The following is a 23,674-nucleotide window of genomic DNA, read 5'->3' as shown; positions in this document are numbered from 1 at the left end:
TTATGAGTGGGCTTTCTTGAATTTGGCTCTCCAACCTGGGCTCGAACCAGGGACCTGCGGATTAACAGTCCGTCGCTCTACCGACTGAGCTATTGGAGAATCTGAAAGCGATTATAGAGAGATTTTGACAGGGGTCAAGTAAAAATTATCATATTTATTATAAATACAGCCTGTCTGTTTTTAATTTAGGCAATTGCATAAATTTCACGAAAAATACTTGTCAGAATAAATTTCACTTGCTAGATTAAAACCATAAAGTCGTTTGACCAAATGGTCAAACAGTGTGGATTTAAACCTACTTGCCAGCACAAAAATGGCTAAACCGGAGACAGCGAATGAATACGCTCAGCATCCCTCAAATTTTCTCTCAACTGGCTTATTATCAAGAAAACTATCTGCAAATTATTGCTGATCCTGCACAGTATTATATCCCGGTTAAAGACGCTCATATCACGCTATGGCCCTTGGCGCAAAAATCACTTTATTTAGGTGATTTGCTGCAATTATGGTTTGCAGAAAAATGGTTGGTAGAAACTGAACGTCAATTTAACTTTGAAGTTTTCCTGAATGCAGACTATCTGAAAGAGCGAGACAAAGATCTTTATATCTATGCCATTTCTGGGAATCTTTTGACGGGAACCAATCAGTCTAAAGCGTGGCAAGCCTCAATAACACAAACACAAGATGTGGAATTAGCCAATGTTTCCAAGCATTATTTTGAGTTTCAAGGCTTAACTCGACCACGCTTGTCATTTGTTGAAGCGGGGCAGGCGAAAAGCAGTATTATTTAAATGAATTACCTGATGAGTTGTGCAGGCTAGCAATTTCATTCAGTCCGAATAATCATACAGGTCGCAGTGGCATGAGCATACAGGCGACCTTCTTCATCCAGAATCTGACCTTCAGAAATACCTAAATTTTTACTGAGATTAATTGATTTTCCTACGGCTTTCAGTGGCTGATTCTGAGGTATAGGGCGGCACATCTTTACATTCAGATCAATGGTGCCATAACCGACACCTGCTTCAAGTAAAGTATGAATCGCGCAGCCTGTCACGGTATCCAAAACGGTTGCAGCAAAACCACCATGGACGCCGCCAAGCGGATTTAAATGTCGATGATCAGCTTTGACCTTAAATTCTACATGTCCGCTTTCAATCACTGCTGGTTGCATCGACATGGTTTCGCTAATACTTGGGGCCGGGATTTTTTCATCACGCATCGCTTCCAGTAATGCTAAACCGCTCATTTCTTTTGGGTTCATTGTACTTTTCCTTTCATTATTCTTGAGTTATTGAGGTTTAATTCAAAATTGTGACATCGATAATAGCAATCTGGTATAGGAATGGCGGATTATTTTGTAAGAAGTGCATTGCCTGCACCTGAGTAAAATCATTTTTATAAAAAATAAGAAATAGAATAATTTATGGCACGATACTGGTATACATTTCTAATGAAATATCTCAGATCTAAATAATCTGCCAAAAAAAACGAATCTTATAAAAGAATTAAAAAATCGAGTGATAGGGTGATGAAACAGTTTCTGCATCTTTGGGTGCCTATTTTTCTCAGTAATGCCATTATTATGCTCAGTAGTTTGTTCGACGTGATTTTTCTATCACATTTTTCACCTCAGCATGTGGCTGCATTGGCAGTCTGTTTGTCTGTTTATTCTTTGTGCTTTGTGACGGGTATTGGGGTGTTACAGGGCATGATGCAAGAGCTGGCAGAAGCCAATGGACGTCAGGATTATGCGGATATACAACGTATCGTGAAGCAAAGTATTTTGATTGTACTGGTGATTTCTGCTGTTGCGATGTACTTGTTTAATCATGCGACTCCTTTACTTTATTTTTTAAAGGCAGATGCGGCCTTACAGGCATTGATTGTGCCATGTCTGTGGCTGTTGGCTTGGACGATTCCAGCGCATTTATTGTTGCGTATTTTATATATTTTCACCCAAGCCTGTGGGCAGGCTAAGCGTGTGTTTTACGCCAATATGATCTATTTACTGCTCAAAGTGGCTTTGGCTTATGTCTTGATTTATGGCATTGAGGGTTATGTTACAAGCTATGGGGTTGAAGGTGCATTCATGGCACATTTAATTGTGCAGTGGGTACTGTTGTTTGTTTACTATTTTTTCTTCCTTGAGCAGAAGTTAAAGATCCAGTGGTCTGGTGTTTTCTTTCACTGGCAGACTTTGTTGAAAATTTTAAAAATTGGATTGCCCAATGCGGTGGTGACTTTTGTGGATGTATTTGCCATCAGCGCGATTGCTTTGCTGATCTTGCCTTTGGGTGACATTGTAGTGAATGCACATCAGGTGATGCTTGGTTTATTGGGCCTGATGTTTATGTTGCCGATGTCGATGGCATCCGCCTTCGGTATTTTGGTGTCGACTCAAATTGGTGCGGAGCAGATTGATGCTGCATGGCAACTCAGTAAGCGGGCACTGATGGCTGTGATGCTAATAGCTATCGTTGTCGCGTTGACTATTTGGGGCTTAGATAGTTGGATTGTGGGGTTATTTAGCAATGATGCGCAGGTGATTGCATTAGCCTTGGCATTGATCCTGTTAATGTGTTGGATGCATATCTTTGATGCGCTACTGGTGATTAGTTTGGCAATGCTACGTTGCTGGCGAGAAATTGTCAGACCGATGTTTATTTTTATCAGTACCGTGCTGGTCGTGGGCTTAGGTGGTGGTTGGTATGTGACGTATCATCCAATGACACTGTTCAATTGGCAAAGCAATGCATTGGGGATTCATGGTTTTTGGTGGATGTTGAGTATTGCGTACACGATTGCAGCAAGTCTATGTTTTGTTTGTTTGCTCATTAAATACTTGAGCTATAAGCGAATACGACTCACTGTTTAATACATGTTGAAGAACATAAAAAAACCCGCGAAATTCGCGGGTTTTTTTATCTAGGAAGCTAGATTATTTTGCAGCTTTTTCAGCTTCGATTGAAGCAATCGCAGCATCAATGCCTTCGATAGAATCAGCAGCTTTCTTGATACGAGCAAGGGCATCTACCAGTACTTCGTCAGCAGTAGCGTAAGAGATACGCATAAAACCGCCAAGACCGAATGCATCGCCAGGAACCACTGCAACGCCAGTCTCTTCCAGTAACCATGCAGAGAATTCTGTGCAAGATTTAAGACCTTTGGCACGAATCAACGGTTTGATGTTGGCATATGCATAGAATGCGCCATCAGCAGGCAAGCAAGAAATACCGTGAATATCATTCAAGCCTTTCACAACTAGGTCATGACGACGTTTGAATGCTTCAATCATTGGTTCAAGAACGTCTTGAGGACCATTCAATGCAGCTTCAGCAGCAACTTGCGAAATAGAAGTTGGGTTAGAAGTTGATTGAGACTGGATCTTTTTCATTGCACCAATCAGTTTAGCAGGGCCCGCTGCGTAGCCGATACGCCAGCCAGTCATTGCATAAGCTTTAGACACACCGTTTAACACAATCGTGCGGTCATAAAGGTCTGGAGCAACAGTTGCGATGTTGTAGAACTCGTCATCCCAACGGATTGGTTCATACATGTCGTCAGATGCGATAAATACTTCTGGGTATTTACGAAGTACGCCAGCCAGCGCTTCAAGCTCAGCTTTAGTGTAGATCATACCTGTAGGGTTAGATGGGCTGTTCAATACCACTAGACGTGTTTTGTCCGTGATTGCAGCTTCTAATTGTTCAGGGGTGATTTTGAAACGTTGTTCTTCACCACATTTCACAATAACTGGTACGCCTTCAGCGATGATCACCATGTCCGGGTAGCTTACCCAGAAAGGTGCAGGAATAATCACTTCATCACCTTTGTTTAACAAAGCAAGTGCCAAGTTAAAGAATGATTGCTTACCACCACAAGAAACCAGAATCTGGTTTGCTGCATAGTCTAGGTTATTGTCGCGTTTGAATTTAGCAATAATGGCTTTTTTAAGACCTGGCGTACCGTCAACAGCGGTGTATTTGGTGAAACCGTTGTTAATCGCTGCAATTGCTGCATCTTTGATGTGTTGAGGGGTATCAAAATCTGGTTCACCTGCGCCCAAACCAATCACGTTGTGACCTGCAGCTTTTAATTCAGCAGCTTTGTTGGTCACAGCAAGCGTAGGGGACGGTTTGATGGCATTCACACGATCAGAGAGACGTACGTCCACGGCAGTATTCCTTCTTATAGGGATTAAAAAATAAAAAGCACATTATCTTAGCCTAAAATGGTGCAGATAGGGCAAAAGAATTTGGAAAACTTTAAGGAAAAAATGGTGTATTGACCGAACTTTATCTTGAATTTCGATGCGCTGGGAGCAGGCGAGGAGAGACTTGTTACATCTCGGTCATGCATATTGATGCATGAAATATAAAATAAAAATGGCCACTTTAAAGTGACCATTTTGTGTTGTTGATGTTGTGGTTACGCACTAAAGCGTGACAAATCTTCGTCCGGGCGTGCTGTTAAAATTTCCGCGCCGGTTTTAGTCACCAGAATTGTATGTTCATATTGTGCCGACAATGAGTGATCTTTGGTGACCACTGTCCATTTATCACCGAGTAATTTGGTTTTCCAGTCGCCGCCATTGACCATTGGCTCAATGGTAAAGGTCATGCCTTCTTCAAGCACCATGCCAGTATCTGGTTGACCATAATGCAGCACTTGCGGTTCGTCATGGAAAGTCGTACCAATACCGTGACCACAATATTCACGTACCACGCCAAAACGCTCAGATTCAACATACTGCTGAATGGCATGACCAATATCGCCAATAGTTGAACCCGGTTTTACAGTTTCAATACCCCGGTACATGGCTTCTTGCGCTACCTTACATAGACGGTTGGCAAGAATTGAAGTTTCACCACCCACGATATACATCATGTTGGTGTCACCATGGTAGCCATCTTTAATCACGGTCACATCAATGTTCAGGATGTCGCCTTTTTTCAATTTTTTACTGTCTGATGGAATGCCGTGACACACCACATGGTTTACAGAAGTACAAATAGTATGTTGGAAGGCAGGTCGACCCGGTGCAGCGCCATAGCCTAAGCATGCAGGAATTGCCTGTTGTTGATTGACAATATAGTCATGACAAATCGTATCAAGTTCCAGAGTGGTGACACCTGGAACAATATGCGGTTTGATCATATCCAAAACTTCTGCCGCCAGTCGCCCTGCCACACGCATTTTTTCAATTTCGTCAGGGGTTTTGATGAGTCGACGTGGAGCTTGATAAGTGTTGTTCATGATCTCTAAAAACTTTTGGAAATTTGTGTGTGACTATGGTATAAATAGCCGCCCATTTTATCAAATGCTTTTTCGTGAATAAATTTCACGGGCTTTGTGCGATGAGGCAAAAAAATCCGCACATATATCGACACATTACTCTGGGTGCCCTTTAGGGTGGAGAATGCGGGTATATGGAGGCCTAACCCAAACTTTAAGGTAAAGAAAATGGCAGATTACAACGTAAGCATGCGCGACCTTCTTCAAGCTGGCGCGCACTTTGGTCACCAAACTCGTTTCTGGAATCCAAAGATGCGTGATTACATCTTTGGTGCGCGTAACAAAATTCACATCATCAACCTTGAGCACACTGTTCCTGCGTTAAATGATGCTTTGAACTTTGCTAACAACTTGGCTAGCAAAAAGAACAAAGTTTTGTTCGTTGGTACTAAACGTGCAGCTTCTGCGATCATCCGTGAACAAGCTCAACGCGCTGGTCAACCATATGTAGATCACCGCTGGTTAGGTGGTATGTTGACGAACTGGAAAACACTTCGCCAATCTATCAACCGTTTAAAAGACCTTCAAACTCAATCTCAAGACGGTACTTTCGCTAAGCTGACTAAACGTGAAGCTCTAGAGCGTACTCGTGAGATGGAAAAACTTGAGCGTGGCTTAGGCGGCGTTAAAAACATGGGTGGTTTACCTGACGCATTATTCGTAATCGACGTTGATCACGAAGCGATTGCAATCAAAGAAGCGAAGAACCTTGGTATTCCTGTAATCGGTATCGTTGATACAAACTCTAACCCAGACAACGTAGACTACGTTATCCCGGGTAACGATGATGCGATCCGTGCAGTAACACTTTATGCTTCTGCTATGGCTGATGCGATTCTTGCTGGTAAAGAATATGCTCAATCACAAGCAAATGCACAAGCTAAAGCAGAAGAAGCTCCAGCTTCTGAGGCTTAATGCGTTTGACGCTAGCTTGTCATTTTTGCGACATGTGATGGTGGCAAAGTAAGCGTTATGTATGCAGGCGGCCCATGAGAACTCCTCTGGGCCGTTTCTGTTCTAAAAAGAATTCATTTTCTACCGAATTTAGGAGATAAACATGACTGCAGTTACAGCAAGCATGGTTAAAGAATTGCGCGATCGTACTGGTCTTGCAATGATGGAATGTAAAAAAGCTTTGACAGAAGCGGGCGGCGACGTTGAACTAGCGATCGACAACCTACGTAAATCTGGTCAAGCTAAAGCTGCTAAAAAAGCAGGTAACATTGCTGCTGACGGCGCAATCACAATTGCTCAAGACGGCAACAAAGCACTTCTTCTAGAAGTTAACTGTCAAACTGACTTCGTTGCAAAAGACGAAAACTTTGCTGGTTTCTCTGCGAAAGTTGCTGCTGCTGCACTTGCTGCAAACGTAACTGATCCTGCTCAAATCGCTGAATTGAAACTAGAAGATGGTGCAACTGTTGAAGAAGCGCGTATCGCTCTTGTTCAAAAGATCGGTGAAAACATCCAAGTACGTCGTGCGAAAATTGTTGAAGGCGAAAACCTTGCAGTTTACAAACACGGTCTTAAAATCGGTGTTGTTGTTTCTTACACGGGTGATGAAGCTACAGGTAAAGGCTTGGCAATGCACGTTGCTGCGTTCAACCCAGTTGCTGTAAATGCTGAAGGCGTTTCTGCTGAGCTTATCGCGAAAGAGAAAGAAATTGCTGAAGCGAAAGCACTTGAATCTGGCAAGCCAGCAAATATCGTTGAGAAGATGGTTGTAGGTTCTGTTGAGAAATACTTGAATGAAGTTGTGCTTGAGCGTCAAATGTACGTAATCGACAACGACAAGAAAGTTGCAGACGTTCTTAAAGCAACTGGTACTACAGTTGCAAACTTCGTTCGTTTCGAAGTTGGTGAAGGCATTGAGAAAAAAGCAGAAATGAGCTTCGCTGAAGAAGTTGCTGCTGCTCAAGCTGCTGCAAAATAATTCCTTGGGAATTAGAAAAAGCCCTATCTGATTGATGGGGCTTTTTTATGTTGATTTATTCTTCATCAGCAATTCAAGAATAGGATTTGGGTTTGGTGATAGAGCTCAGATCATGTATTCATCATTTAATAAAAAAGTTATAAAAATGCCAAATAAAACCAATCTGAGCATCGGTGCAGTCATTGCACTGTTGATTGCTGCTTATCTGGGCCTGGATCTACAACAATCCCAACCACTTATTCCATCCGCATCTGATACTACAATTGAAACGCTTGATTCAGAGCCTAACTTAGTACCGTCTCAAAAGACTGATGATCTGGATCGAATTGCACGGGCGTTTCAACATCGCCAGAGTGATCTACAGGTTCGTTCAAGCGGGCAGGTGGTTGCTGTTTTACCAGATGATCATGAAGGATCGCGTCATCAAAAGTTTATCCTCGAGTTACCAAATGGCCAAACTATACTGGTTGCACATAATATCGATCTGGCACCGCGTATTCAGAATATTCAAAAACAGGATCAGGTCGAGTTTTATGGAGAATATGAATACAGTGACAACGGTGGGGTGATTCACTGGACGCATCATGACCCTGCACGAAAACATGTCGCTGGCTGGTTAAAACATCAAGGAAGAACCTATCAATAAGGTTCTTCTGATTGGATAAATCGAATATAGCGTTTAAATGCTCATAATTGCGCTGTTATGGCGTGATTTCCAGTTCGGTAGGATTTTACCTAAATAGGCATCCATGCACCAAATTGGGCCAATGAGGAGGAATTGGAGGTCTTTGAAGAATGAAGGCTTTTTACCTTCCACTTTGTGCCCATAAAATTGGCCAATCCAGGCCAAGGCAAACAGGGCAATAAAGAAACCGGTACCGACTGGCAGAATCCAGATGAGCCAGGCCATGACCAAAGTCAACGTAGCCATCGCTACTGCCAAAACAAGATCTAGGCGTGCATAGAAGATAAAAGCCAAAACCAGTAGCAGGGTAGTCAGCAAAGCGCTGAAATGCGCCAGAATGCCAATAATCGAAAAATAGATGGTCGGTACGCAAACCCAGTGAATCAGCTTGTTGGTTTTATTTTGATGGCTGTCGCTATATTCATCAAACCATTCAGATATTGTTTTCATTCTTCGCTCCATTCCATGAACATGTTTTTGCTTATCTGGAAATATAAAGCAGAATCCGGATATGGTCAAAAGTTAATCATGCAAGCGAGCGAATTTTATCAGGCAGGATGAGCCTACCAAAATTTTCTTGAAAGAACTTTAAGATAGGGCTGAGCAGGAGCGTTTATATTCTTCTAGAAAATGAGCACAATAAAAAAGCCACATTGCTGTGGCTTTTGTTAAATGTGTTGCAGGTCAAATCTTAAGAATTTGGACCAGCGACACGTTCAATACTGACTTTTGCAGTACCTGCACTGGTAATACCCAACTGTTTCGCAGCACCGTAAGATAAATCAACAACACGGTTACCATGGAAAGGACCGCGGTCATTTACTTTAACCACGACGCTCTTGCCATTATTACGGTTGGTTACGCGAATATAGCAGTTCAATGGCAGGCTACGATGAGCAGCTGTCATTGCGTTCATGTCAAAGGTTTCACCGCTTGCGGTTTTACGGCCGTGGAATTGACGACCATACCAAGACGCTGTACCTGTCTGACTGAATTTACGTACAGTATTAGAAGCCACTGTATTCAGTTTTTCAATCACTGAAGGCTCTTCTGCAGGAAGTTCAATTTTCGCTGCAATGGTTTCACGGCGAACTTTATCGCCAGAACGCTCAGTGATTGAAAGGCTGTTCAAATTTGTGAAATTTGAATTGAAGCTTTGAGCTTCTTTATTGAGTACTCGCGTTGCAAGACGCGAATTATCATTTTCATTGGTGAATGAAGATGACGGAACCATATCTGCCTGCGATTGCGTCAGCGTGACGATCGTGGCAATGGCCATAAAAGACTTCAAAATTGAAGAATGCATCGAATCAACTCCTAACAGCATATCTATTGGTTGTTCATAAATGGCTGAAAAACCATGTAAACATGCCTGATATTTAACTTATGCAACTACATTTAACGAAATGGATAATATTCATGTCGGCAATACCCTGTCTAGTGTTTAATTAAAATAGTTAAAAAAAGAACGCAAAATAAACAATTATTGATCAAAAAATAATCAATATTGTAACGTAATATTAAAATTGCTTAAAATACGCACAAATTAATCCATAAAAATGTTGACTTTCATAATTTGTATTAATTTTTAGTGTTAACGGCTGGTAATTTCGGTACCTAATAACCACAAAGCAGTGGCATACATACGGCTGCGATTATAGGTGGTAATCACTTGAAAATTTGGATAAGTGATGTAGTAAATCGAGCCATAATTTTCTTGTAATTGAATTACATTAACCAGATCCAGATCGTCAATTTTTACGATTGGATTCATTGGGCTGATGCCTTGCGTTTTTAACACACCATAGGGGGTAGGTTGAGTCAGATCCTTGGCAATCACGGTATCTGGATTTGAACCGGTATAACGTGCCGGAAAGGCAATGGGCTGATTACGCTGCCAGCCATGCTGTGCCAGATAGTTGGCAATCGAACCAATCGCATCTACCGCTGAGTTACGCAGGTCAATATGACCATTGCCATCGTAGTCCACGCCGAATTTTGGAATGTTGCTCGGCATAAACTGCGGATAGCCAACAGCGCCGGCATACGAACCCACCACAGAAGAGGTGGCAACCCCATCTCTATACGACCAGGCAATTAAAGCAGCCAGTTCATCCTGAAAATACTGGGCACGACGTTCATAGCCAAACCCTAAGGTTGCTAGGGCATCACGAGTGACAAAAGAGCCCTTGTTGCTACCAAAACCGGTTTCTACACCTAAAATGCCCAGAATGATCGCCTGTGGTACACCAAACTGCTGTTCAGCACGGTTAAGCGTTTCTGCATATTGCTGTTTAAAACGTACGCCGCGCTGAATGGTAGATTCAGCTAAGAAGTTAGTCTTATACGAATACCAAGGCTTACTTTCACCTGGGCGATTCATGATATTGATGATATTGGGCAGGTTACGCGTCCCACTCATGGCAGAATCTACTTGCTGGGCACTTAGCCCATAGCTCTGCATGGCATTCTGCTTAAAAGCGGCATAAGAAGGGTGATATTGGAAATCGTTGGCCAGACTCAAACTGCTGAGACCAAATGCGGTAAGTGCGATTGAAAGCTGCTTAAACTTTTTATAAAAATCCGATTTCAACATCTTGCTACGATTTCCAGTTTTTTTGATGAGTTGCTGGCGATGTCATTTGAATCATGCCATGAAAAAGATTGATAAAATTTTTTCAATCGTGAGGCTTAAAGTGCCAGATTAAAGATAACATTCGGATGAATAAGAGACCTAGCCGCTTATACAAAAATAGCGATGGATTGGCTATTTTTACGGCAGTTTGTCTTATAGAGTCGCTTATCTGTAACAAGCTATTTCACTGATCATAAAAAAGCCTGACCGAAGTCAGGCTAATTCCTCAAGATTTGTAGAAAATCTTGAACTATTCTGTATAGAACAAAGTGTCGTGATATTCGGCCATGGCGCGCAGCTCATCTTTATTCAAATTCAGAATGATTTTATCTGCTGCCATATTGATGGCCTTGATCACTGCAGATGCGCCAATATCTGCTGCCTTGCGTTTGATCATGCCAAGATCCAGGGTTTTATTAAAGTCGACCATAAAATGTCGTACTGTCGCTTCACCAAATTGCTTGTACAGGTTGCTGAACGCTTGTTTATCAATAGTCTGACCGGCTTTAAGTTCTGCGTAATGATGTTTTAAATTCGTCACCAGACTGGCATCCAGTGATTCACCAATGCGTAAATGTCCTTCAGGATCTTTAAACAGACTGCGCTCAGAGAATGCAATTGACTCTCTGACCACATCGTTCGGCGCTTTACTCAATAGCTGCTTCAGTAAAACCGCAACAGTCGACTTGATATAGCCAGCCAGTTTTTCCGCAGTATCACGTTTATCGCTGGCAGGAAAGCGACGCACCAGCTCGGTAAGAATCGCATCAATAATTTCATCATTAATCATTAATGCGGTTTTATCACGCAATGGGTAAAGCGGCTCACTTGAATTTTTGTTTTTTTGTGCAGTCTGAATTGTATTTAAAAGCTCTGCAGAAGGAATAAACCCAAAAAATGGCATTGTTCAACCTCAATGTTTTTTATTGTCGCGCTAAACGAATAGGGCGAGGCATCCATGTTAAATCCGATACACGGCAAGGGTTGATATCCAATCCACCACGGCGTGTATAGGTTGCGTAGACCATCAGCTTTTCCGGTTTCAGTTGCTGCCAGATATCGGCAAACATCTGCTCCACACATTGTTCGTGGAACCCATTATGCTGACGGTAGGAAATAATATAAGCTAAAATACTCTTATAACAAGGTTTTTTACCTTGATAACGTATAAAAACTGTTCCCCAGTCCGGCTGGCCAGTGACTGGGCAGTTACTTCTGAGTAAATGTGAATACAGCTGGATTTCACCTTCTGCTGCATCATCCGAATCCAAAGCCAATAAACTGGCATCTGGATGATTTTCTAGGCGCTCAGGTGTCAGCTCGTCAATGCAGATGCCTTCCGGCTTGCTGATCTCTAATTCATCGACCTGAAACAATTGCAGTTTAACTTCAGCTTCAGCCGCAGCAGATAAATCTTTTTCGACCGTCGTGATAAAGGCATCTTGAGATTCAAACTTGGCAAAATTCAGGCTATTGAAATACAGTTTTAAGGATTTGGATTCAATCAGATTCGGCGAAGACGCTGGCAAGCTAATGCGGCCAATAGCCACTTGCGGCACACCGGTTGAATTTAACCAGGAAATTTCAAATACATGCCACCAGTCTGCACCTTGCTGAATCGCTTCGACATGTGCGTATTGTTCACGGGCAGGCGCGCGCGAAATCGGAAACAGAACATCAGGCTGATATTCTGTCGGGTAATTGGTGTCTTTACCAAGGAGAGATTGTTCTACACTCATTATTCACGCATTCCTGAACCACGGGAGAGTAAATGATAGGCCACTGCATACAGCACGGCACAACATAAGGTAATTACTGTCAGTGAAATGGCGACATTGACATCGCTATGCCCTAAAATGCCATAGCGGAAAGCATTCACCATATACACGACAGGATTAATTAAAGATAAATTTTGCCAGAATGGGCTTAAGCTCGAAATAGCATAAAATACACCACCCAAATAGGTCAGTGGCGTTAACACAAAAGTCGGGATAATCGAGATATCATCGAAAGATTTGGCATAGACGGCATTGATAAAACCACCCAAGGAAAACAGCAGGGAAGTAATCAAGACTGTATATATAGTCACAAACCAGTTGGTGATGTATAAATCGGCAAAAAATAAGCTCACTGCACTGACAATGATCGCAACCAGTATCCCACGAATCACACCGCCCAATACATGACCCCATAAAATGGCATGCATCGGTACCGGACTCATGATCAGTTCTTCAATACTTTTCTGGAATTTTGAGCTGAAGAAGCTAGACGAGACGTTGGCATAGCTGTTGGTGATCACGGCCATCATAATCAGACCGGGCACAATGAACTCCATATAACTATAGCCGCCCATTTCTCCAATGCGTGAGCCGACCAGATTACCAAAAATCACAAAGTACAGGCTCATGGTAATTGCAGGTGGCAACAGGGTCTGTGGCCAGATGCGCATAAAGCGACGGACTTCTTTATAGATAATGGTATATAAAGCTACGCTGAGTTGATTAATGTTCATTGCGCAGCTCCATCCAGATTTTTCTCGACCATTTTCACAAAAAGTTCTTCCAGACGATTGGATTTATTGCGCATACTGCGTACCTGAATATTCTGTGATTCCAGTAACTGGAACAGATCATTCATGGTATGTGCCTTGTCCATGGTAATTTCTAAGGTCATCGGATCGATCAGGTTAAATCGCACGCCGATGATATCCAGATGCAAAGGTTCAATCGGTTCGGCCAGATCAAAAATAAACGATTCTTCATTGAGCTGACTTAGGAAGCTTTTCATGGTGGTGTCTTCTTTAATCACACCGCGATCGATAATCGCAATGCGGCGACACAGCATTTCCGCTTCTTCTAGATAATGCGTGGTCAGAATGATGGAGGTGCCTTTTTCATTCATCTCGTTCAAAAATTCCCACATCGAACGACGCAACTCAATATCAACGCCAGCTGTCGGTTCATCCAGAATCAGCAGTTTCGGTTCGTGCATCATGGCACGCGCAATCATCAGGCGACGTTTCATCCCGCCGGATAACATGCGGGCCTGAGTGGAACGCTTTTCCCATAAACCCAGTTTGGTCAGATAAAGCTCCGCCCGTTCCTGTGCAATTTTTTTAGGAATGCCGTAATAGCCTGCCTGAGTCACCAAAATATCGAAGGTTTTTTCAAACTGGGCAAAGTTGAATTCCTGAGGCACTACGCCTAGGCACTGTTTGGCCTGAGAGGGGTGGATATCCAGATTATGACCAAAAATTTCGACTGTACCGGAGGTTTTTTTTGTTAATGAGCTGATAATACCGATGGTAGTAGATTTTCCTGCGCCATTAGGACCCAATAGCGCATAAAATTCACCTTCTGGTACATTTAAGTTAATTCCTTTCAATGCCTGAAAGCCATTGCGATAGGTCTTTGACACATCCCTTAAGATCAGTGCATCAGTCATGAATATCTCAAATGGTGAAAAGTTGAGATATTGTGAGTGATCTCGCAAAATAAGCCAAGTGATTCACACGCAATTCTGTGTTGCTGTTTTGGAACATTGTATAAAGCTTAAGCATAAAAATGATGAAGTTAGAGATAGTTGCTTTACCTTATGCTTTTTTTTGTTATGATGTGCGCGATCCAAAAAAGATGCGCTCATAGCTCAACTGGATAGAGTACAGGTCTCCGAAGCCTGTGGCGTGGGTTCGAGTCCCGCTGAGCGCACCATTTATTTAATCTATAAATCTGAAAAATAAATCAAATTAGTAACGCACACAGTTGCGGCCATCATCTTTCGCCCGATAAAGATTGTTATCGGCAATTTTCAAAACGTCTAGAATATTTTTAGAACTGTCTGGCCAAGAAGCAATACCAATCGAAATGCTGATGAAACCTATGTTGTGAATTTCTTTACATGCAATCTCTTTTCTGAACCTTTCTGCACTTTCATAAACTTCAGTAAGATTGCTGTTCGGTATAATAATGATAAATTCTTCACCGCCATAACGGCAGCAAATATCATCTTTACGAAATTTTTGCTGCATCGTCTTGGCAATATGCTTTAAGACAACATCACCTTGATCATGACCGTAATTGTCATTAATGTTTTTAAAATGATCAACATCCATCAGAAGCACTGAAAAAGGGATGTTCATTTTCATGTTTTGAGTCATGACATAATTCAAACCACGACGATTCATCAAGCCGGTTAAAGGATCTGTATTAATATGATGATCCATCTTGCTCATTTGTTGTGAAAATTTTCGAACACTCAGCAGTAGGGCTAACTTGAATTTTGTGACCTCATAGTACCAGGGCTGGATATCCTTAATTTTTGAGCCGATTTCTGCCTGATTCAGTAAACTCGCCATATCTGCCAGTTGGTTCAATGGGGCCGAGATAGAATCAGACAGTCGCCATACAATATAAAAAACAAGCAGATAAAATAAAAAGAATCCTGCGGCTAATTTATAGAGGATAGAATTTGCCTGTTTAAGTAAGTCATGGGTAGGTTGCTGGGAAACCACGATCCAGTTTGAAGTCGGAATATGAGAAAAACCTGCCAGATTATCAACGCCCTGGCTGTTGATTAAACGAATTTGACCATTTTTATGCGCATGCATATATTCCAGACTAGTATTATTGCTGGCCCATTGCCCAATTCTTTCACGATCCGGATGAAAAATAATTTTATTTTCATTGTTAATCACATACATATAACTATTCTTATAATAGACCTCTTGCGAAAGTAAAAACCACCTCAATATAGATTTCATGAGATATCAGAAATTAAACCGTTTTTCAGATTCTGAATTTAAACGCCTGGTTGGCGTACCTCGACCAGTTTTTACCGAAATGGTAGATGTTTTAGAAAAAGCAGAATCACTCAAAAAGAAATCAGGTCGTCCTCATACTTTAGATTTAGAGGATCAGTTGTTATTAACGCTCAATTACTTACGGAACTACAGCACTCAACTGGAATTGGCGGCAAATTACCATATCGCTGAAAGCAATGTGAATCGAACCATTAAAAAAGTTGAAGATGCATTAATGAAATCAAGACGTTTTACTCTGCCAAAACGAAGCATTACCACAGCAGACGAACACTTTAACTGGGTCATTATTGATGCCACAGAATGTTCAATAGAACGCCCGAAAAAAAAATCAGAGTAAGTTCTACAGTGGTAAAAAGAAGGAACATACGCTAAAAGTACAAGTGATCTATCATCCGAAGAGCAAACAAATCATAGGGCTAGATATATCGAATGGCAGTCAGCATGACATTAAACTGGCAAGAAAAACGGTTAAGAAATTCAAACATTGTGAATATGTTATGACCGATTTAGGTTACTATGGATTAGAGCAAGATGGCTTTAAATTATTGATGCCAATAAAGAAAAAGAAGAATTTACCCTTATTTGATGTTGAGAAAAAGTACAATAAAATGATTGGAAAAATACGAGTTGTGATCGAACACATCAATAGTCAATTGAAAACATTTAGAATATTAAGTGAACGCTATCGAAATAGACGGAAAAGATTTGGTTTACGCGTCAACTTAATAGCTGCATTGGTAAACCGGATAAATTTTCAATAATGACTTTCGCAAGAGATCTAATTTTTATAAGTGGTTAGAAGCTGATTAATTACATTTTTTTCTTTTAAATAAATCGCTGAACCGATGAAGCCCTGATAGTGATTTGACTTGTCAAAAATAGGTTGAGATATAAACACGATCATGTTTTTTTGCACAGAAAAATAGGGTGAAGATATATAAGTCGATTTTTTATGGAGAGAGTCAATAATCCCTTGAGTATGTTGTATTTTGCTTTTATCAATATTCAGAATATTCGGTGAAAAATTGATTAGTCTGCCTTGAGTATCACTGATTACGACACTGTTATAATGTTCAGACTGATATTTTAATTTATTGACCTCGGCTTCTCTCAGCTCATTGTTATTAAAGTCTTGACCTAATATCTTGGCACTATAGTCCAGTTCAAGAAGCATATTTCTAAAATGGTTGTCTGTGCTTAATGCAATTTTATGTGCATGGTCAGCATTTAAGGCAAGGGAATTGTCGATTAACTGATTTTTGACGATCTGATAGCTAATAATGAGAGAAATAATAAAAAGGCTAGACACACTAAAAATAGCCAATAAAAGTATTAACTGCCTTAAATTGAGATCAAGGTGTTTCCTAAAATTATTAGCTGACATAAAAAATTAGATATATCTCGATGTATTTATGAGCATTGTATTGCATTTATATTCAATGTTTAAGGTTGATATAAAATTAAATTTCTATTAAGTAGGAGTTTTTATTTTGATCAAATTTAGAGTTTACAGATCGATTGCATGTAAATAGGGTAGCTTTGAAAAGCTGAGTAAGGTTCTGAATATTTAACTATGCTACAAATAAAAATATGACATTTAACGTTCAGAAAATCTATTCAATAATTTTGATCCGTCCCTCTACATGATGAAGTACTCAGACAAAAATATGGTTAATTGACCTTAATGAGGAGATTGAATTATCGCCAATTTTTGAAAATAACCTTTTAAAATTAGTCGTATAGATTCTATGACAGCAGTTTCTTTGAATATTGCGTCCTTTTCCGGAAGTATTTTTTCATAAAAAATCATATTCGAGTTTAAATTTTGAAGCGCTTATTAGAGGTTAGGAAAGAAAGTATTGAGCGGGCTATTCAATCGGAAATCGTATACTTAATAAGATATTTTTCTAGAAATCAATGAATTAAATAAAGATGATATAAATACAAAATTCTTCGGATGGCAAGCCATAAATATTCTAATCTGCTTTAAAAAAATGACAATTGAAATCTTGTATAAGTCTTCTTTTAGAAGTGTAAAAGGGTATTGTCGGCTAAAAAAATACTGTTATATTCAACTCATGGTAGGTCGTAAAATCAATAAGACGCTACCGATAAGTTGGACGGATCAATGACAGTTAGTTGAGTTTGATGTTTATCACCAGACAATAAATCTAGCACTAGCCATCCAACACAGAGCTCGCAGAAATGCGAGCTTTTTTAATGTCTGCACAATTCATTCAGTTTAATATTTTTTTTCTTATAATCCATTCAGATAAAAAAGTTTACATTGCCAAATTCGCTAACATCTTGAAGATTAATCGCTTGGCTAATTATGGTATAAAAAACTGCAAATTGGATAATGAGAGAGGAAGGAAAAATGTCAAAGATGATTGATATCAAAGTGAAAGATCAATTTAGCCAAGTGACTGAAGCGAAAGCGATGCTGCGTTCCTTTGCAGAGCACAACATTCATCATGCAGCTGAGTTGGTCAAAAAAATTGAACACATCGTGGTGGATGGTGAAACCATTCTGCCGAGTATTGAGTTGTTGTTTGAAAGCCAACAATCTTCAAATATTTATCGCGTTATCGAATAATTTAATCAGTGAACTTCAGATAGGTAGAAAAAAATTGAACTTATTTATCCGAAATCACCGATTCAGCAGATAAAAAACTCACCATTTAGGTGAGTTTTTTATACTTTGGTGTTTGCTAGCTTGGATACTACTGTATGCAGCTATAATCAGCTTCTGATTCAATATCTAAGAGAAGACAACGTGATAATGGGCTTTAATTGGCCGAAGAAATATCCCATAACAATAAAAAAGCTCGCTGGAGTGAGCAAATATTTAAATCTGTTTAAGCTGCAGATTCACATCATATTTTTCAAAATCTTTTAGAATCTGCACTAAAGTTTGCTGTGCGATTGTATGCTCAGGGCTTAAAGAAATTTCCTGACGAGTCGTGCTGTCAAAACATTCAATGGCCTGGATCAGCCAATGATGCTCAATGGGACTTTTTTGAATCAACACACGGCGCGGTTGCAAGCTGTCACTGATCTGGCGGGGAAGTACATAGGTGATCGCCAGTTGCACAAATTGCAGTTCTTCAACCGGACTTAAAAAGGTAATTACCCAATTGCCAACTTTACTCAGTTGCATGGGATTATCGAACGCATCGAATTCTAAATAATGTGACATATACATGATCCAATCGGATGTCTATGCTCACTATATGGCGGGATTATAATTCTTTTTCTATCACGCTTAAGTCGGATATTTCGAGCTTTAAATTTTGCTTAAATATAAATATATCAAATAACCAATTAGTTATCTTAAATAATTAAAGCTGCCTCATTGTTAAACTCGCTTATTTAAGAGTTTAAAAGACTAAGATATTCTTATTCAGGCGCTTCATTTTGCTGCAATTGGTCTAAAGCAAAATTGATCTGCTTCAGAATGTGATTCAATTCTTGGGGAGCAATACGGCTTTCCTGAAGGGACGTAATCCATTGCATTTGGCACAGTTTTAAACTGCGCGTATCCGGCGCCTGTAAAATCTGATGAATTTGCTGCTTGGCCATCAAGCCACAATATTTTTGTAAGCTTTCCATCATCATATATTTAAGGTCTTCAAAAGACATAGGTTGCAGTTCAGGCAGCTTTTTTGCATGGCTTGAATCCGTTTCAGCAGATGGAATGTCCTGCGCTACTTTAATGGATTCCATCTCAGGATGGAGTTCTTTTGTCGCAGAAGCTGCTGCTATCGATGAGTCCAACGATCGGTGAATCTCGGAGTGTGCCAGGTCAACTTTTGTATCTGTTCTTGCATCAGCCTGCTTTTGACTGATGGCTACCTCGCCCGTTTCAGCTGGAATAATTAAATCCATGGCATAAAGCTGATCTAAGAGTTCGGCAGGAGCAAGCTGTTGTTTTAAGCCATCATTTAATAAGTTGAAATCCTGGCTGCCGATCAGAACCAGTAAGCGGCGTTGGCGTGCGGTCAGTGGGATGGAGCGATCCTGTAGCACCTCGATCCCACGTTGAGTTTTATAAAAATGCATCATAGCTGAATAGATTGTTGCTAAAATTCAGCTAGAGCATAGTCTGTGAAAATTACATTAATATGAAGTATTTATTAAAATACTGAGGTTTGTTTTGATAAAACCTATAATGTCGTGATCGCCGTATTTTCAAGGGCCTTACGTAAATAAGGATCCAGTTCATCCTGACGCAATAGCCATTGCACATAGTCAGTAGGAAGTTCGGCGATGGCAGTACCGCGATGTTTGCCAAAATTAATCGTACGTGGAATTCGGGCATCTTCAGAAGCATCGAATAATTCCTGCATACTGTTGATTTTTAAATGATGCACAATATGCATCAAAATATTGGCAGTTAAAATAATATCCATATCGGCACGATGTGCTTTACGGATCATTTCACGCGCTCTTTCGCTGCCTTTGGTGATCATATAGATCAGTGCAGAAATATTGTGTGCTTCCGCATCTGGCCAGACCCGACGAGCTAAAGCCAAGGTGCAAATTGCCTTGATTTTTGAAGTATCTACGCCACATTTTTCGATGGCACGGACGTCATAATCAATATTATGGCCGATCATGTAGACGGTTTCATCAGGTAGGCGAAAGGTAGTGTAATGCGGCTGACCTTCCAGATCCGATTCCAGAATATGATGCACGGCCATGGCAGCAAAAGAAATGGCTTCGTCACATGAATAAAGCTGATCAAACAGGCGGCTTTTATCCAGACTGATTTTATGCTCTACAATTTCGACAGGCGCATAAGCAATTTCGATGGGTTGACCATTTAAAGTATGCGTTTCGGTATCAAGAATAATGGCCTGCATGTCGGAAATGTGCCTGAAAAGAGAGGAGAGTAAAATCTAACATTATTATTTTGCAACTGACAATTGAATTGCTTTATTTCTGTATTAATTGCAGGCTTTTTAACGTATGACGACTATTTGTATAGTTCTGAAAAGGGGAAATTCTCTATTTTTAAGTTTGCTGATTTCATAATAAATATAAACTGACGCGAATTTAATAGAAAAAATAACGCATTCTTTTCTTGATATTGTTTAGATAAATTGGGAAATTACATGTAGTTTTATCGTTTGTTAAAGATAAAACCAGAAAAACTCATTAGAGACGATAATAAATAAGATAAGGATAAGATCGATGAAACGTCAAGTATTGACCTGTGCTCTTCTCACATTAAGTGTAGCCTTAACTGCTTGTAACGATGATAGTGATAATGATCGTTTTTACGAGTCCAAACCTGCTGTTCCAGTAAATAATATCGATAATCCAGTCGTGGCAACACCTGTAGCCTATACTCAAACGGATTTCTCCGGGATCGCTGACGAAAGTGTGATCATGACTTATAAGATGTTAGGAATTAATGGTAAGGAAACACAAGCTACTGCATTAGTTTTCACACCCGAGGGAACGCCTCCAGCTACAGGCTGGCCAATTGTGGCATGGGCACATGGAACTACCGGTGTAGCTGATCAGTGTGCGCCGAGTCGAAAAGCGCTGAATGATTATATTAAAGCCATGATTGGCGGGTTTCTCCAAGCTGGCTATATTGTAGTGGCACCTGACTATGAAGGTTTAGGAGAGCCAAGTGGAAAAGAACTTCATCCTTTCTTGAATCTGAAAAGTGAAGCTTATTCTATTACTGATGCAGTTGTGGCTGCACGAAATTATTTAGGTTCACAAGCGTCCAATCAATGGGTTGCAGTAGGGCATTCTCAAGGTGGCCAGGCAGCTTTAGGCGCTGCGCAATATGCAGCACGTGCTTCTAAGATGACCTATAAAGGTACGGTAGCTTTAGCACCTGCTTCTAATTTTAGCCTGATTTTGTCAGGTGGTGAGACGCAAGCTGGACAAGAAACCGATCTGGGTAAAAAGATTGAAACTTTGGCGTCTTTAGATACGTTCACGGCATTGATTACTGCCGGTTTACGTAATCCAAACCCAAATCTGCAATATAGCCAGATTTTTAAAACACCGACTGACCAGATCGCTAAGAATGCGGAAACTGATTGCTATGATGTACTGGGTAATAAATTTGGTGCTGCAATGGGACAGTATGCTCAAAATAACGGAACTTTAGAAGGATATCCTCGTACTCAAACTAACTTTATGAGTATTCCAGTCGTAAAGAGCTTCTTGGAAAAAGATTCTCAGCCTTTACTTGTTAAAGTTTCTACGCCAGTGATTATTTATCAGGGTTCAGCAGATAGTACCGTTCCGAAAGCAGCAACAGATGTTTTGGTTGCACTCGCCAATCAGAAACAAACTTCAGTACGTTATATTACGGATGAGTCAAATGCGACTAAATGGGATCATGGTAGCGTCTATGCACTGAATATTCCTAATATTATTTCAGATGTAAAATCTCTAATGCCAATTCAATAACTTATTTTTATCTGAATGGCTCATGTTTTTTTAGATATGAGCCATTTTTATTGCAAACTGAATAAAGTTCATGATCGAAAATTTAAAACTTCATGCTACAATACGCGCCAATCTTAGCACGGCTTAAAAGCCCTAAATCAATAGGACCTCGCTAATGTTTGCCAATATCTCTATCGCTGAATTTGATCCAGAATTAGCTCAAGCAATCTCGAATGAAGATGCTCGTCAAGAAGCTCATATTGAGCTAATCGCTTCTGAAAACTACTGCTCACCAGCAGTTATGGAAGCTCAAGGTTCAAAACTTACTAACAAATATGCGGAAGGCTACCCAGGTAAACGCTACTATGGCGGTTGCGAGTATGTAGACGTTATCGAACAATTGGCGATTGACCGTGCTAAAGAACTCTTTGGTGCTGATTATGCTAACGTTCAGCCACATGCTGGTTCACAAGCAAACTCAGCAGTTTACTTAGCGCTTCTTAACCCAGGCGATACAGTTCTGGGTATGAGCCTTGCTCACGGTGGTCACTTGACTCACGGTGCAAAAGTAAGCTTCTCTGGTAAAACATATAACGCGATTCAGTACGGTTTAAATCCTGTAACTGGCGAGATCGATTACGAAGAAGTTGAGCGTTTGGCGCTTGAGCACAAGCCACGCATGATCGTTGCTGGTTTCTCTGCATACAGCCAAATCGTTGACTGGCAGCGTTTCCGTGAAATCGCGGACAAAGTTGGCGCTTATCTGTTTGTTGATATGGCTCACGTTGCAGGTTTGGTTGCCGCTGGCGTTTACCCAAGCCCGGTGCAAATCGCTGACGTTACTACGACTACGACTCACAAAACACTTCGTGGTCCACGTTCAGGTCTGATCCTTGCGAAAGCAAACGAAGAAATCGAGAAGAAACTTCAATCGGCTGTATTCCCAGGCAACCAGGGTGGTCCTTTGGTTCACGCGATTGCTGCGAAAGCAATCTGCTTCAAAGAAGCAATGGCACCTGAATACAAAGCTTATCAGCAACAAGTAGTTGTGAATGCGAAAGCAATGGCTGAAGTATTAATCGCTCGTGGTTATGACGTAGTTTCTGGTGGTACTGAAAACCACTTGTTCTTGTTGTCTTTAATCAAACAAGACATCACAGGTAAAGAAGCTGACGCTTGGTTAGGTGCTGCTCACATTACTGTGAACAAAAACTCTGTACCAAACGATCCACGCTCTCCGTTCGTCACTTCAGGTATCCGTATCGGTACACCTGCAGTAACAACTCGCGGTTTTGGCGAAGCTGAAGTGCGTGAACTTGCAGGCTGGATCGCTGACATCCTAGATGCTAAAGGCGATGAAGCTGTTATCAACGCGGTGAAAGAGAAAGTTGCAGCGGTATGTGCTAAATTCCCAGTTTATGCATAATCGCTTATAAACGGAAAGGAGCTCCCAACCGGGAGCTTTTTTTATAGCTGTAAAAATAACGATGTAAAAGATGTTTAGACTTGATCGGGCTTATATAGATCAATTTCCATGCCGTAAGAGATTGAGTCATCAATAAAATCATATTGAGTTTTTCTCAATCTGGCTTAAAGTCTTTTATCAACTATTTGTATTTTTAAATGCTTTAAAAGAATGAATGCATTCGTTGCATGCTTTGCTTGAAATTATTTACAGGAATTATTTTCAGAACCTGACACTTTAAAAATAATAGGTTATTGAGCTGAAGATCATGGTAGATGAAGCGCTTGAGTGAATCCCATGTTACTGTAAGGTGGTGCTGATATAAGCGCCGTGAATGACATCATTCTTTTTATTTAAACGTTATATGGATCGGTATCATTTGAATATGGGTAAATCCTGTATTTAAAAATGCTGCTGGC

The 23,674-nt window shown here is 40.6% G+C and carries 22 protein-coding genes, 2 tRNA genes and 2 pseudogenes; 10 read left to right on the top strand and 16 right to left on the bottom strand.

The annotated features are described in order from the left end of the window. Nucleotides 1–23: 23 nt before the first annotated feature. A tRNA-Asn gene (locus F893_RS12360) sits at nt 24–99 on the bottom strand. A gap of 236 nt (nt 100–335) precedes the next feature. Here F893_RS12360 and F893_RS12355 point away from each other — a divergent pair. Further along, a complete protein-coding gene (locus tag F893_RS12355; RefSeq protein ID WP_004731657.1) occupies nt 336–791 on the top strand; it encodes a hypothetical protein in 456 nt (151 codons plus the stop codon). A 35-nt stretch (nt 792–826) separates the two neighbouring features. On the opposite strand, the gene F893_RS12350 is transcribed toward F893_RS12355, so the two are convergent. Further along, on the bottom strand, nt 827–1,264 hold the full coding sequence (locus tag F893_RS12350; protein WP_004279054.1) for a PaaI family thioesterase: 438 nt from the start codon (nt 1,262–1,264) through the stop codon (nt 827–829). Between the two features lie 267 nt (nt 1,265–1,531). Between F893_RS12350 and F893_RS12345 the strand changes: the two genes are divergently transcribed. Then, complete coding sequence (locus F893_RS12345) at nt 1,532–2,878, top strand: MATE family efflux transporter (RefSeq protein WP_005252302.1); 1,347 nt, start codon at nt 1,532–1,534, stop codon at nt 2,876–2,878. A 63-nt stretch (nt 2,879–2,941) separates the two neighbouring features. On the opposite strand, the gene F893_RS12340 is transcribed toward F893_RS12345, so the two are convergent. Together F893_RS12340 and map are read right to left on the bottom strand one after the other, a co-directional pair. After that, nucleotides 2,942–4,177, bottom strand: coding sequence for a pyridoxal phosphate-dependent aminotransferase (locus F893_RS12340; RefSeq protein WP_004731654.1), 1,236 nt, complete (start codon nt 4,175–4,177; stop codon nt 2,942–2,944). 254 nt (nt 4,178–4,431) lie between these two features. After that, complete coding sequence (map, locus tag F893_RS12335; RefSeq protein WP_004279051.1) at nt 4,432–5,259, bottom strand: type I methionyl aminopeptidase; 828 nt, start codon at nt 5,257–5,259, stop codon at nt 4,432–4,434. A gap of 207 nt (nt 5,260–5,466) precedes the next feature. On the opposite strand from map, the gene rpsB reads away from it, so the two are divergent. From rpsB to F893_RS12320, 3 genes are all read left to right on the top strand, one after another. Continuing rightward, complete coding sequence (gene rpsB, locus F893_RS12330; RefSeq protein WP_004279050.1) at nt 5,467–6,213, top strand: 30S ribosomal protein S2; 747 nt, start codon at nt 5,467–5,469, stop codon at nt 6,211–6,213. 142 nt (nt 6,214–6,355) lie between these two features. Continuing rightward, nucleotides 6,356–7,231, top strand: coding sequence for a translation elongation factor Ts (tsf, locus tag F893_RS12325; RefSeq protein ID WP_004279049.1), 876 nt, complete (start codon nt 6,356–6,358; stop codon nt 7,229–7,231). Between the two features lie 145 nt (nt 7,232–7,376). Further along, entirely contained in the window at nt 7,377–7,877 is a 501-nt protein-coding gene (locus tag F893_RS12320) for a DUF3465 domain-containing protein (RefSeq protein WP_004279048.1), read from the top strand. A gap of 33 nt (nt 7,878–7,910) precedes the next feature. Here F893_RS12320 and F893_RS12315 read toward each other — a convergent pair whose 3' ends face one another. From F893_RS12315 to F893_RS12285, 7 genes are all read right to left on the bottom strand, one after another. After that, complete coding sequence (locus F893_RS12315) at nt 7,911–8,366, bottom strand: Mpo1 family 2-hydroxy fatty acid dioxygenase (RefSeq protein ID WP_004731650.1); 456 nt, start codon at nt 8,364–8,366, stop codon at nt 7,911–7,913. Between the two features lie 241 nt (nt 8,367–8,607). Then, nucleotides 8,608–9,222, bottom strand: coding sequence for a septal ring lytic transglycosylase RlpA family protein (locus tag F893_RS12310; RefSeq protein ID WP_004279046.1), 615 nt, complete (start codon nt 9,220–9,222; stop codon nt 8,608–8,610). A gap of 288 nt (nt 9,223–9,510) precedes the next feature. Then, nucleotides 9,511–10,512: a lytic murein transglycosylase B gene (gene mltB / locus F893_RS12305; protein ID WP_004731648.1), complete on the bottom strand. Its 1,002-nt coding sequence runs from the start codon at nt 10,510–10,512 to the stop codon at nt 9,511–9,513. A gap of 289 nt (nt 10,513–10,801) precedes the next feature. Then, nucleotides 10,802–11,455 (bottom strand): hypothetical protein, encoded by a 654-nt coding sequence (locus F893_RS12300; RefSeq protein WP_004279043.1) that lies wholly within the window; start codon nt 11,453–11,455, stop codon nt 10,802–10,804. Nucleotides 11,456–11,474: 19 nt separating this feature from the next. Continuing rightward, nucleotides 11,475–12,290 carry an NADPH-dependent 7-cyano-7-deazaguanine reductase QueF gene (gene queF / locus F893_RS12295; RefSeq protein ID WP_004279042.1) on the bottom strand — a complete coding sequence of 272 codons (816 nt, stop codon included), beginning with the start codon at nt 12,288–12,290 and terminating at the stop codon, nt 11,475–11,477. Beyond that, nucleotides 12,290–13,063: an ABC transporter permease gene (locus F893_RS12290; protein WP_004279041.1), complete on the bottom strand. Its 774-nt coding sequence runs from the start codon at nt 13,061–13,063 to the stop codon at nt 12,290–12,292. Before F893_RS12290 ends, queF begins: the two co-directional genes overlap by 1 nt. After that, nucleotides 13,060–13,995, bottom strand: coding sequence for an ABC transporter ATP-binding protein (locus tag F893_RS12285; RefSeq protein WP_004279040.1), 936 nt, complete (start codon nt 13,993–13,995; stop codon nt 13,060–13,062). Before F893_RS12285 ends, F893_RS12290 begins: the two co-directional genes overlap by 4 nt. Nucleotides 13,996–14,185: 190 nt before the next feature. Between F893_RS12285 and F893_RS12280 the strand changes: the two genes are divergently transcribed. Further along, nucleotides 14,186–14,261: transfer RNA gene (locus tag F893_RS12280), tRNA-Arg, on the top strand. 35 nt (nt 14,262–14,296) lie between these two features. On the opposite strand, the pseudogene F893_RS12275 reads toward F893_RS12280, so the two are convergent. After that, nucleotides 14,297–15,268 (bottom strand): annotated as a pseudogene (locus tag F893_RS12275) (diguanylate cyclase); the annotation flags it as partial. A 40-nt stretch (nt 15,269–15,308) separates the two neighbouring features. Between F893_RS12275 and F893_RS17535 the strand changes: the two are divergent. Next, nucleotides 15,309–16,131, top strand: a protein-coding gene (locus F893_RS17535; protein WP_155757261.1) for an IS5 family transposase whose coding sequence is annotated in 2 segments (ribosomal slippage) — nt 15,309–15,689 and nt 15,691–16,131 — 822 coding nt in all. Because the reading frame shifts where the segments join, the coding sequence is not laid out codon by codon here. Between the two features lie 20 nt (nt 16,132–16,151). Here F893_RS17535 and F893_RS12260 read toward each other — a convergent pair. Continuing rightward, nucleotides 16,152–16,754 (bottom strand): annotated as a pseudogene (locus F893_RS12260) (PDC sensor domain-containing protein); the annotation flags it as partial. Nucleotides 16,755–17,747: 993 nt separating this feature from the next. Here F893_RS12260 and F893_RS12250 point away from each other — a divergent pair. Further along, a complete protein-coding gene (locus tag F893_RS12250; protein WP_004645598.1) occupies nt 17,748–17,966 on the top strand; it encodes a hypothetical protein in 219 nt (72 codons plus the stop codon). Between the two features lie 252 nt (nt 17,967–18,218). On the opposite strand, the gene F893_RS12245 is transcribed toward F893_RS12250, so the two are convergent. The 3 genes from F893_RS12245 to F893_RS12235 all read right to left on the bottom strand — a co-directional run bounded on the left by F893_RS12245 (nt 18,219) and on the right by F893_RS12235 (nt 20,235). Then, the gene (locus tag F893_RS12245; protein ID WP_004731641.1) at nt 18,219–18,569 is read right to left on the bottom strand and encodes a hypothetical protein; all 351 of its coding nucleotides are present in this window, start codon (nt 18,567–18,569) and stop codon (nt 18,219–18,221) included. A gap of 200 nt (nt 18,570–18,769) precedes the next feature. Further along, entirely contained in the window at nt 18,770–19,435 is a 666-nt protein-coding gene (locus tag F893_RS12240; RefSeq protein ID WP_004279028.1) for a hypothetical protein, read from the bottom strand. Nucleotides 19,436–19,536: 101 nt separating this feature from the next. Next, nucleotides 19,537–20,235, bottom strand: coding sequence for a DUF3820 family protein (locus F893_RS12235; protein WP_004279026.1), 699 nt, complete (start codon nt 20,233–20,235; stop codon nt 19,537–19,539). Nucleotides 20,236–20,566: 331 nt separating this feature from the next. On the opposite strand from F893_RS12235, the gene F893_RS12230 reads away from it, so the two are divergent. After that, nucleotides 20,567–21,811: an alpha/beta hydrolase family protein gene (locus F893_RS12230; RefSeq protein WP_004731639.1), complete on the top strand. Its 1,245-nt coding sequence runs from the start codon at nt 20,567–20,569 to the stop codon at nt 21,809–21,811. A gap of 154 nt (nt 21,812–21,965) precedes the next feature. After that, nucleotides 21,966–23,216 carry a serine hydroxymethyltransferase gene (gene glyA, locus F893_RS12225; RefSeq protein WP_004279023.1) on the top strand — a complete coding sequence of 417 codons (1,251 nt, stop codon included), beginning with the start codon at nt 21,966–21,968 and terminating at the stop codon, nt 23,214–23,216. Nucleotides 23,217–23,674 lie beyond the last annotated feature (458 nt).

Origin of the sequence: Acinetobacter sp. CIP 102136 (assembly GCF_000369685.1) — a bacterium.
GTDB lineage: Bacteria > Pseudomonadota > Gammaproteobacteria > Pseudomonadales > Moraxellaceae > Acinetobacter > Acinetobacter fasciculus.
This window is presented reverse-complemented; position numbering and strand designations above follow the sequence as displayed.

Excerpts from the sequence above, each read along its gene's own strand:
- F893_RS12345 (WP_005252302.1), top strand. The coding sequence starts at position 1,532 with ATGAAACAGTTTCTGCATCTTTGGGTGCCTATTTTTCTCAGTAATGCC.
- glyA (WP_004279023.1), top strand. The coding sequence starts at position 21,966 with ATGTTTGCCAATATCTCTATCGCTGAATTTGATCCAGAATTAGCTCAA.
- map (WP_004279051.1), bottom strand. The coding sequence starts at position 5,259 with ATGAACAACACTTATCAAGCTCCACGTCGACTCATCAAAACCCCTGAC.
- F893_RS12240 (WP_004279028.1), bottom strand. The coding sequence starts at position 19,435 with ATGATGCATTTTTATAAAACTCAACGTGGGATCGAGGTGCTACAGGAT.
- F893_RS12250 (WP_004645598.1), top strand. The coding sequence starts at position 17,748 with ATGTCAAAGATGATTGATATCAAAGTGAAAGATCAATTTAGCCAAGTG.
- F893_RS12355 (WP_004731657.1), top strand. The coding sequence starts at position 336 with ATGAATACGCTCAGCATCCCTCAAATTTTCTCTCAACTGGCTTATTAT.
- F893_RS12300 (WP_004279043.1), bottom strand. The coding sequence starts at position 11,455 with ATGCCATTTTTTGGGTTTATTCCTTCTGCAGAGCTTTTAAATACAATT.
- queF (WP_004279042.1), bottom strand. The coding sequence starts at position 12,290 with ATGAGTGTAGAACAATCTCTCCTTGGTAAAGACACCAATTACCCGACA.
- F893_RS12320 (WP_004279048.1), top strand. The coding sequence starts at position 7,377 with ATGCCAAATAAAACCAATCTGAGCATCGGTGCAGTCATTGCACTGTTG.
- rpsB (WP_004279050.1), top strand. The coding sequence starts at position 5,467 with ATGGCAGATTACAACGTAAGCATGCGCGACCTTCTTCAAGCTGGCGCG.
- F893_RS12235 (WP_004279026.1), bottom strand. The coding sequence starts at position 20,235 with ATGCAGGCCATTATTCTTGATACCGAAACGCATACTTTAAATGGTCAA.
- F893_RS12285 (WP_004279040.1), bottom strand. The coding sequence starts at position 13,995 with ATGACTGATGCACTGATCTTAAGGGATGTGTCAAAGACCTATCGCAAT.
- mltB (WP_004731648.1), bottom strand. The coding sequence starts at position 10,512 with ATGTTGAAATCGGATTTTTATAAAAAGTTTAAGCAGCTTTCAATCGCA.
- F893_RS12310 (WP_004279046.1), bottom strand. The coding sequence starts at position 9,222 with ATGCATTCTTCAATTTTGAAGTCTTTTATGGCCATTGCCACGATCGTC.
- tsf (WP_004279049.1), top strand. The coding sequence starts at position 6,356 with ATGACTGCAGTTACAGCAAGCATGGTTAAAGAATTGCGCGATCGTACT.
- F893_RS12315 (WP_004731650.1), bottom strand. The coding sequence starts at position 8,366 with ATGAAAACAATATCTGAATGGTTTGATGAATATAGCGACAGCCATCAA.
- F893_RS12230 (WP_004731639.1), top strand. The coding sequence starts at position 20,567 with ATGAAACGTCAAGTATTGACCTGTGCTCTTCTCACATTAAGTGTAGCC.
- F893_RS12245 (WP_004731641.1), bottom strand. The coding sequence starts at position 18,569 with ATGTCACATTATTTAGAATTCGATGCGTTCGATAATCCCATGCAACTG.
- F893_RS12350 (WP_004279054.1), bottom strand. The coding sequence starts at position 1,264 with ATGAACCCAAAAGAAATGAGCGGTTTAGCATTACTGGAAGCGATGCGT.
- F893_RS12290 (WP_004279041.1), bottom strand. The coding sequence starts at position 13,063 with ATGAACATTAATCAACTCAGCGTAGCTTTATATACCATTATCTATAAA.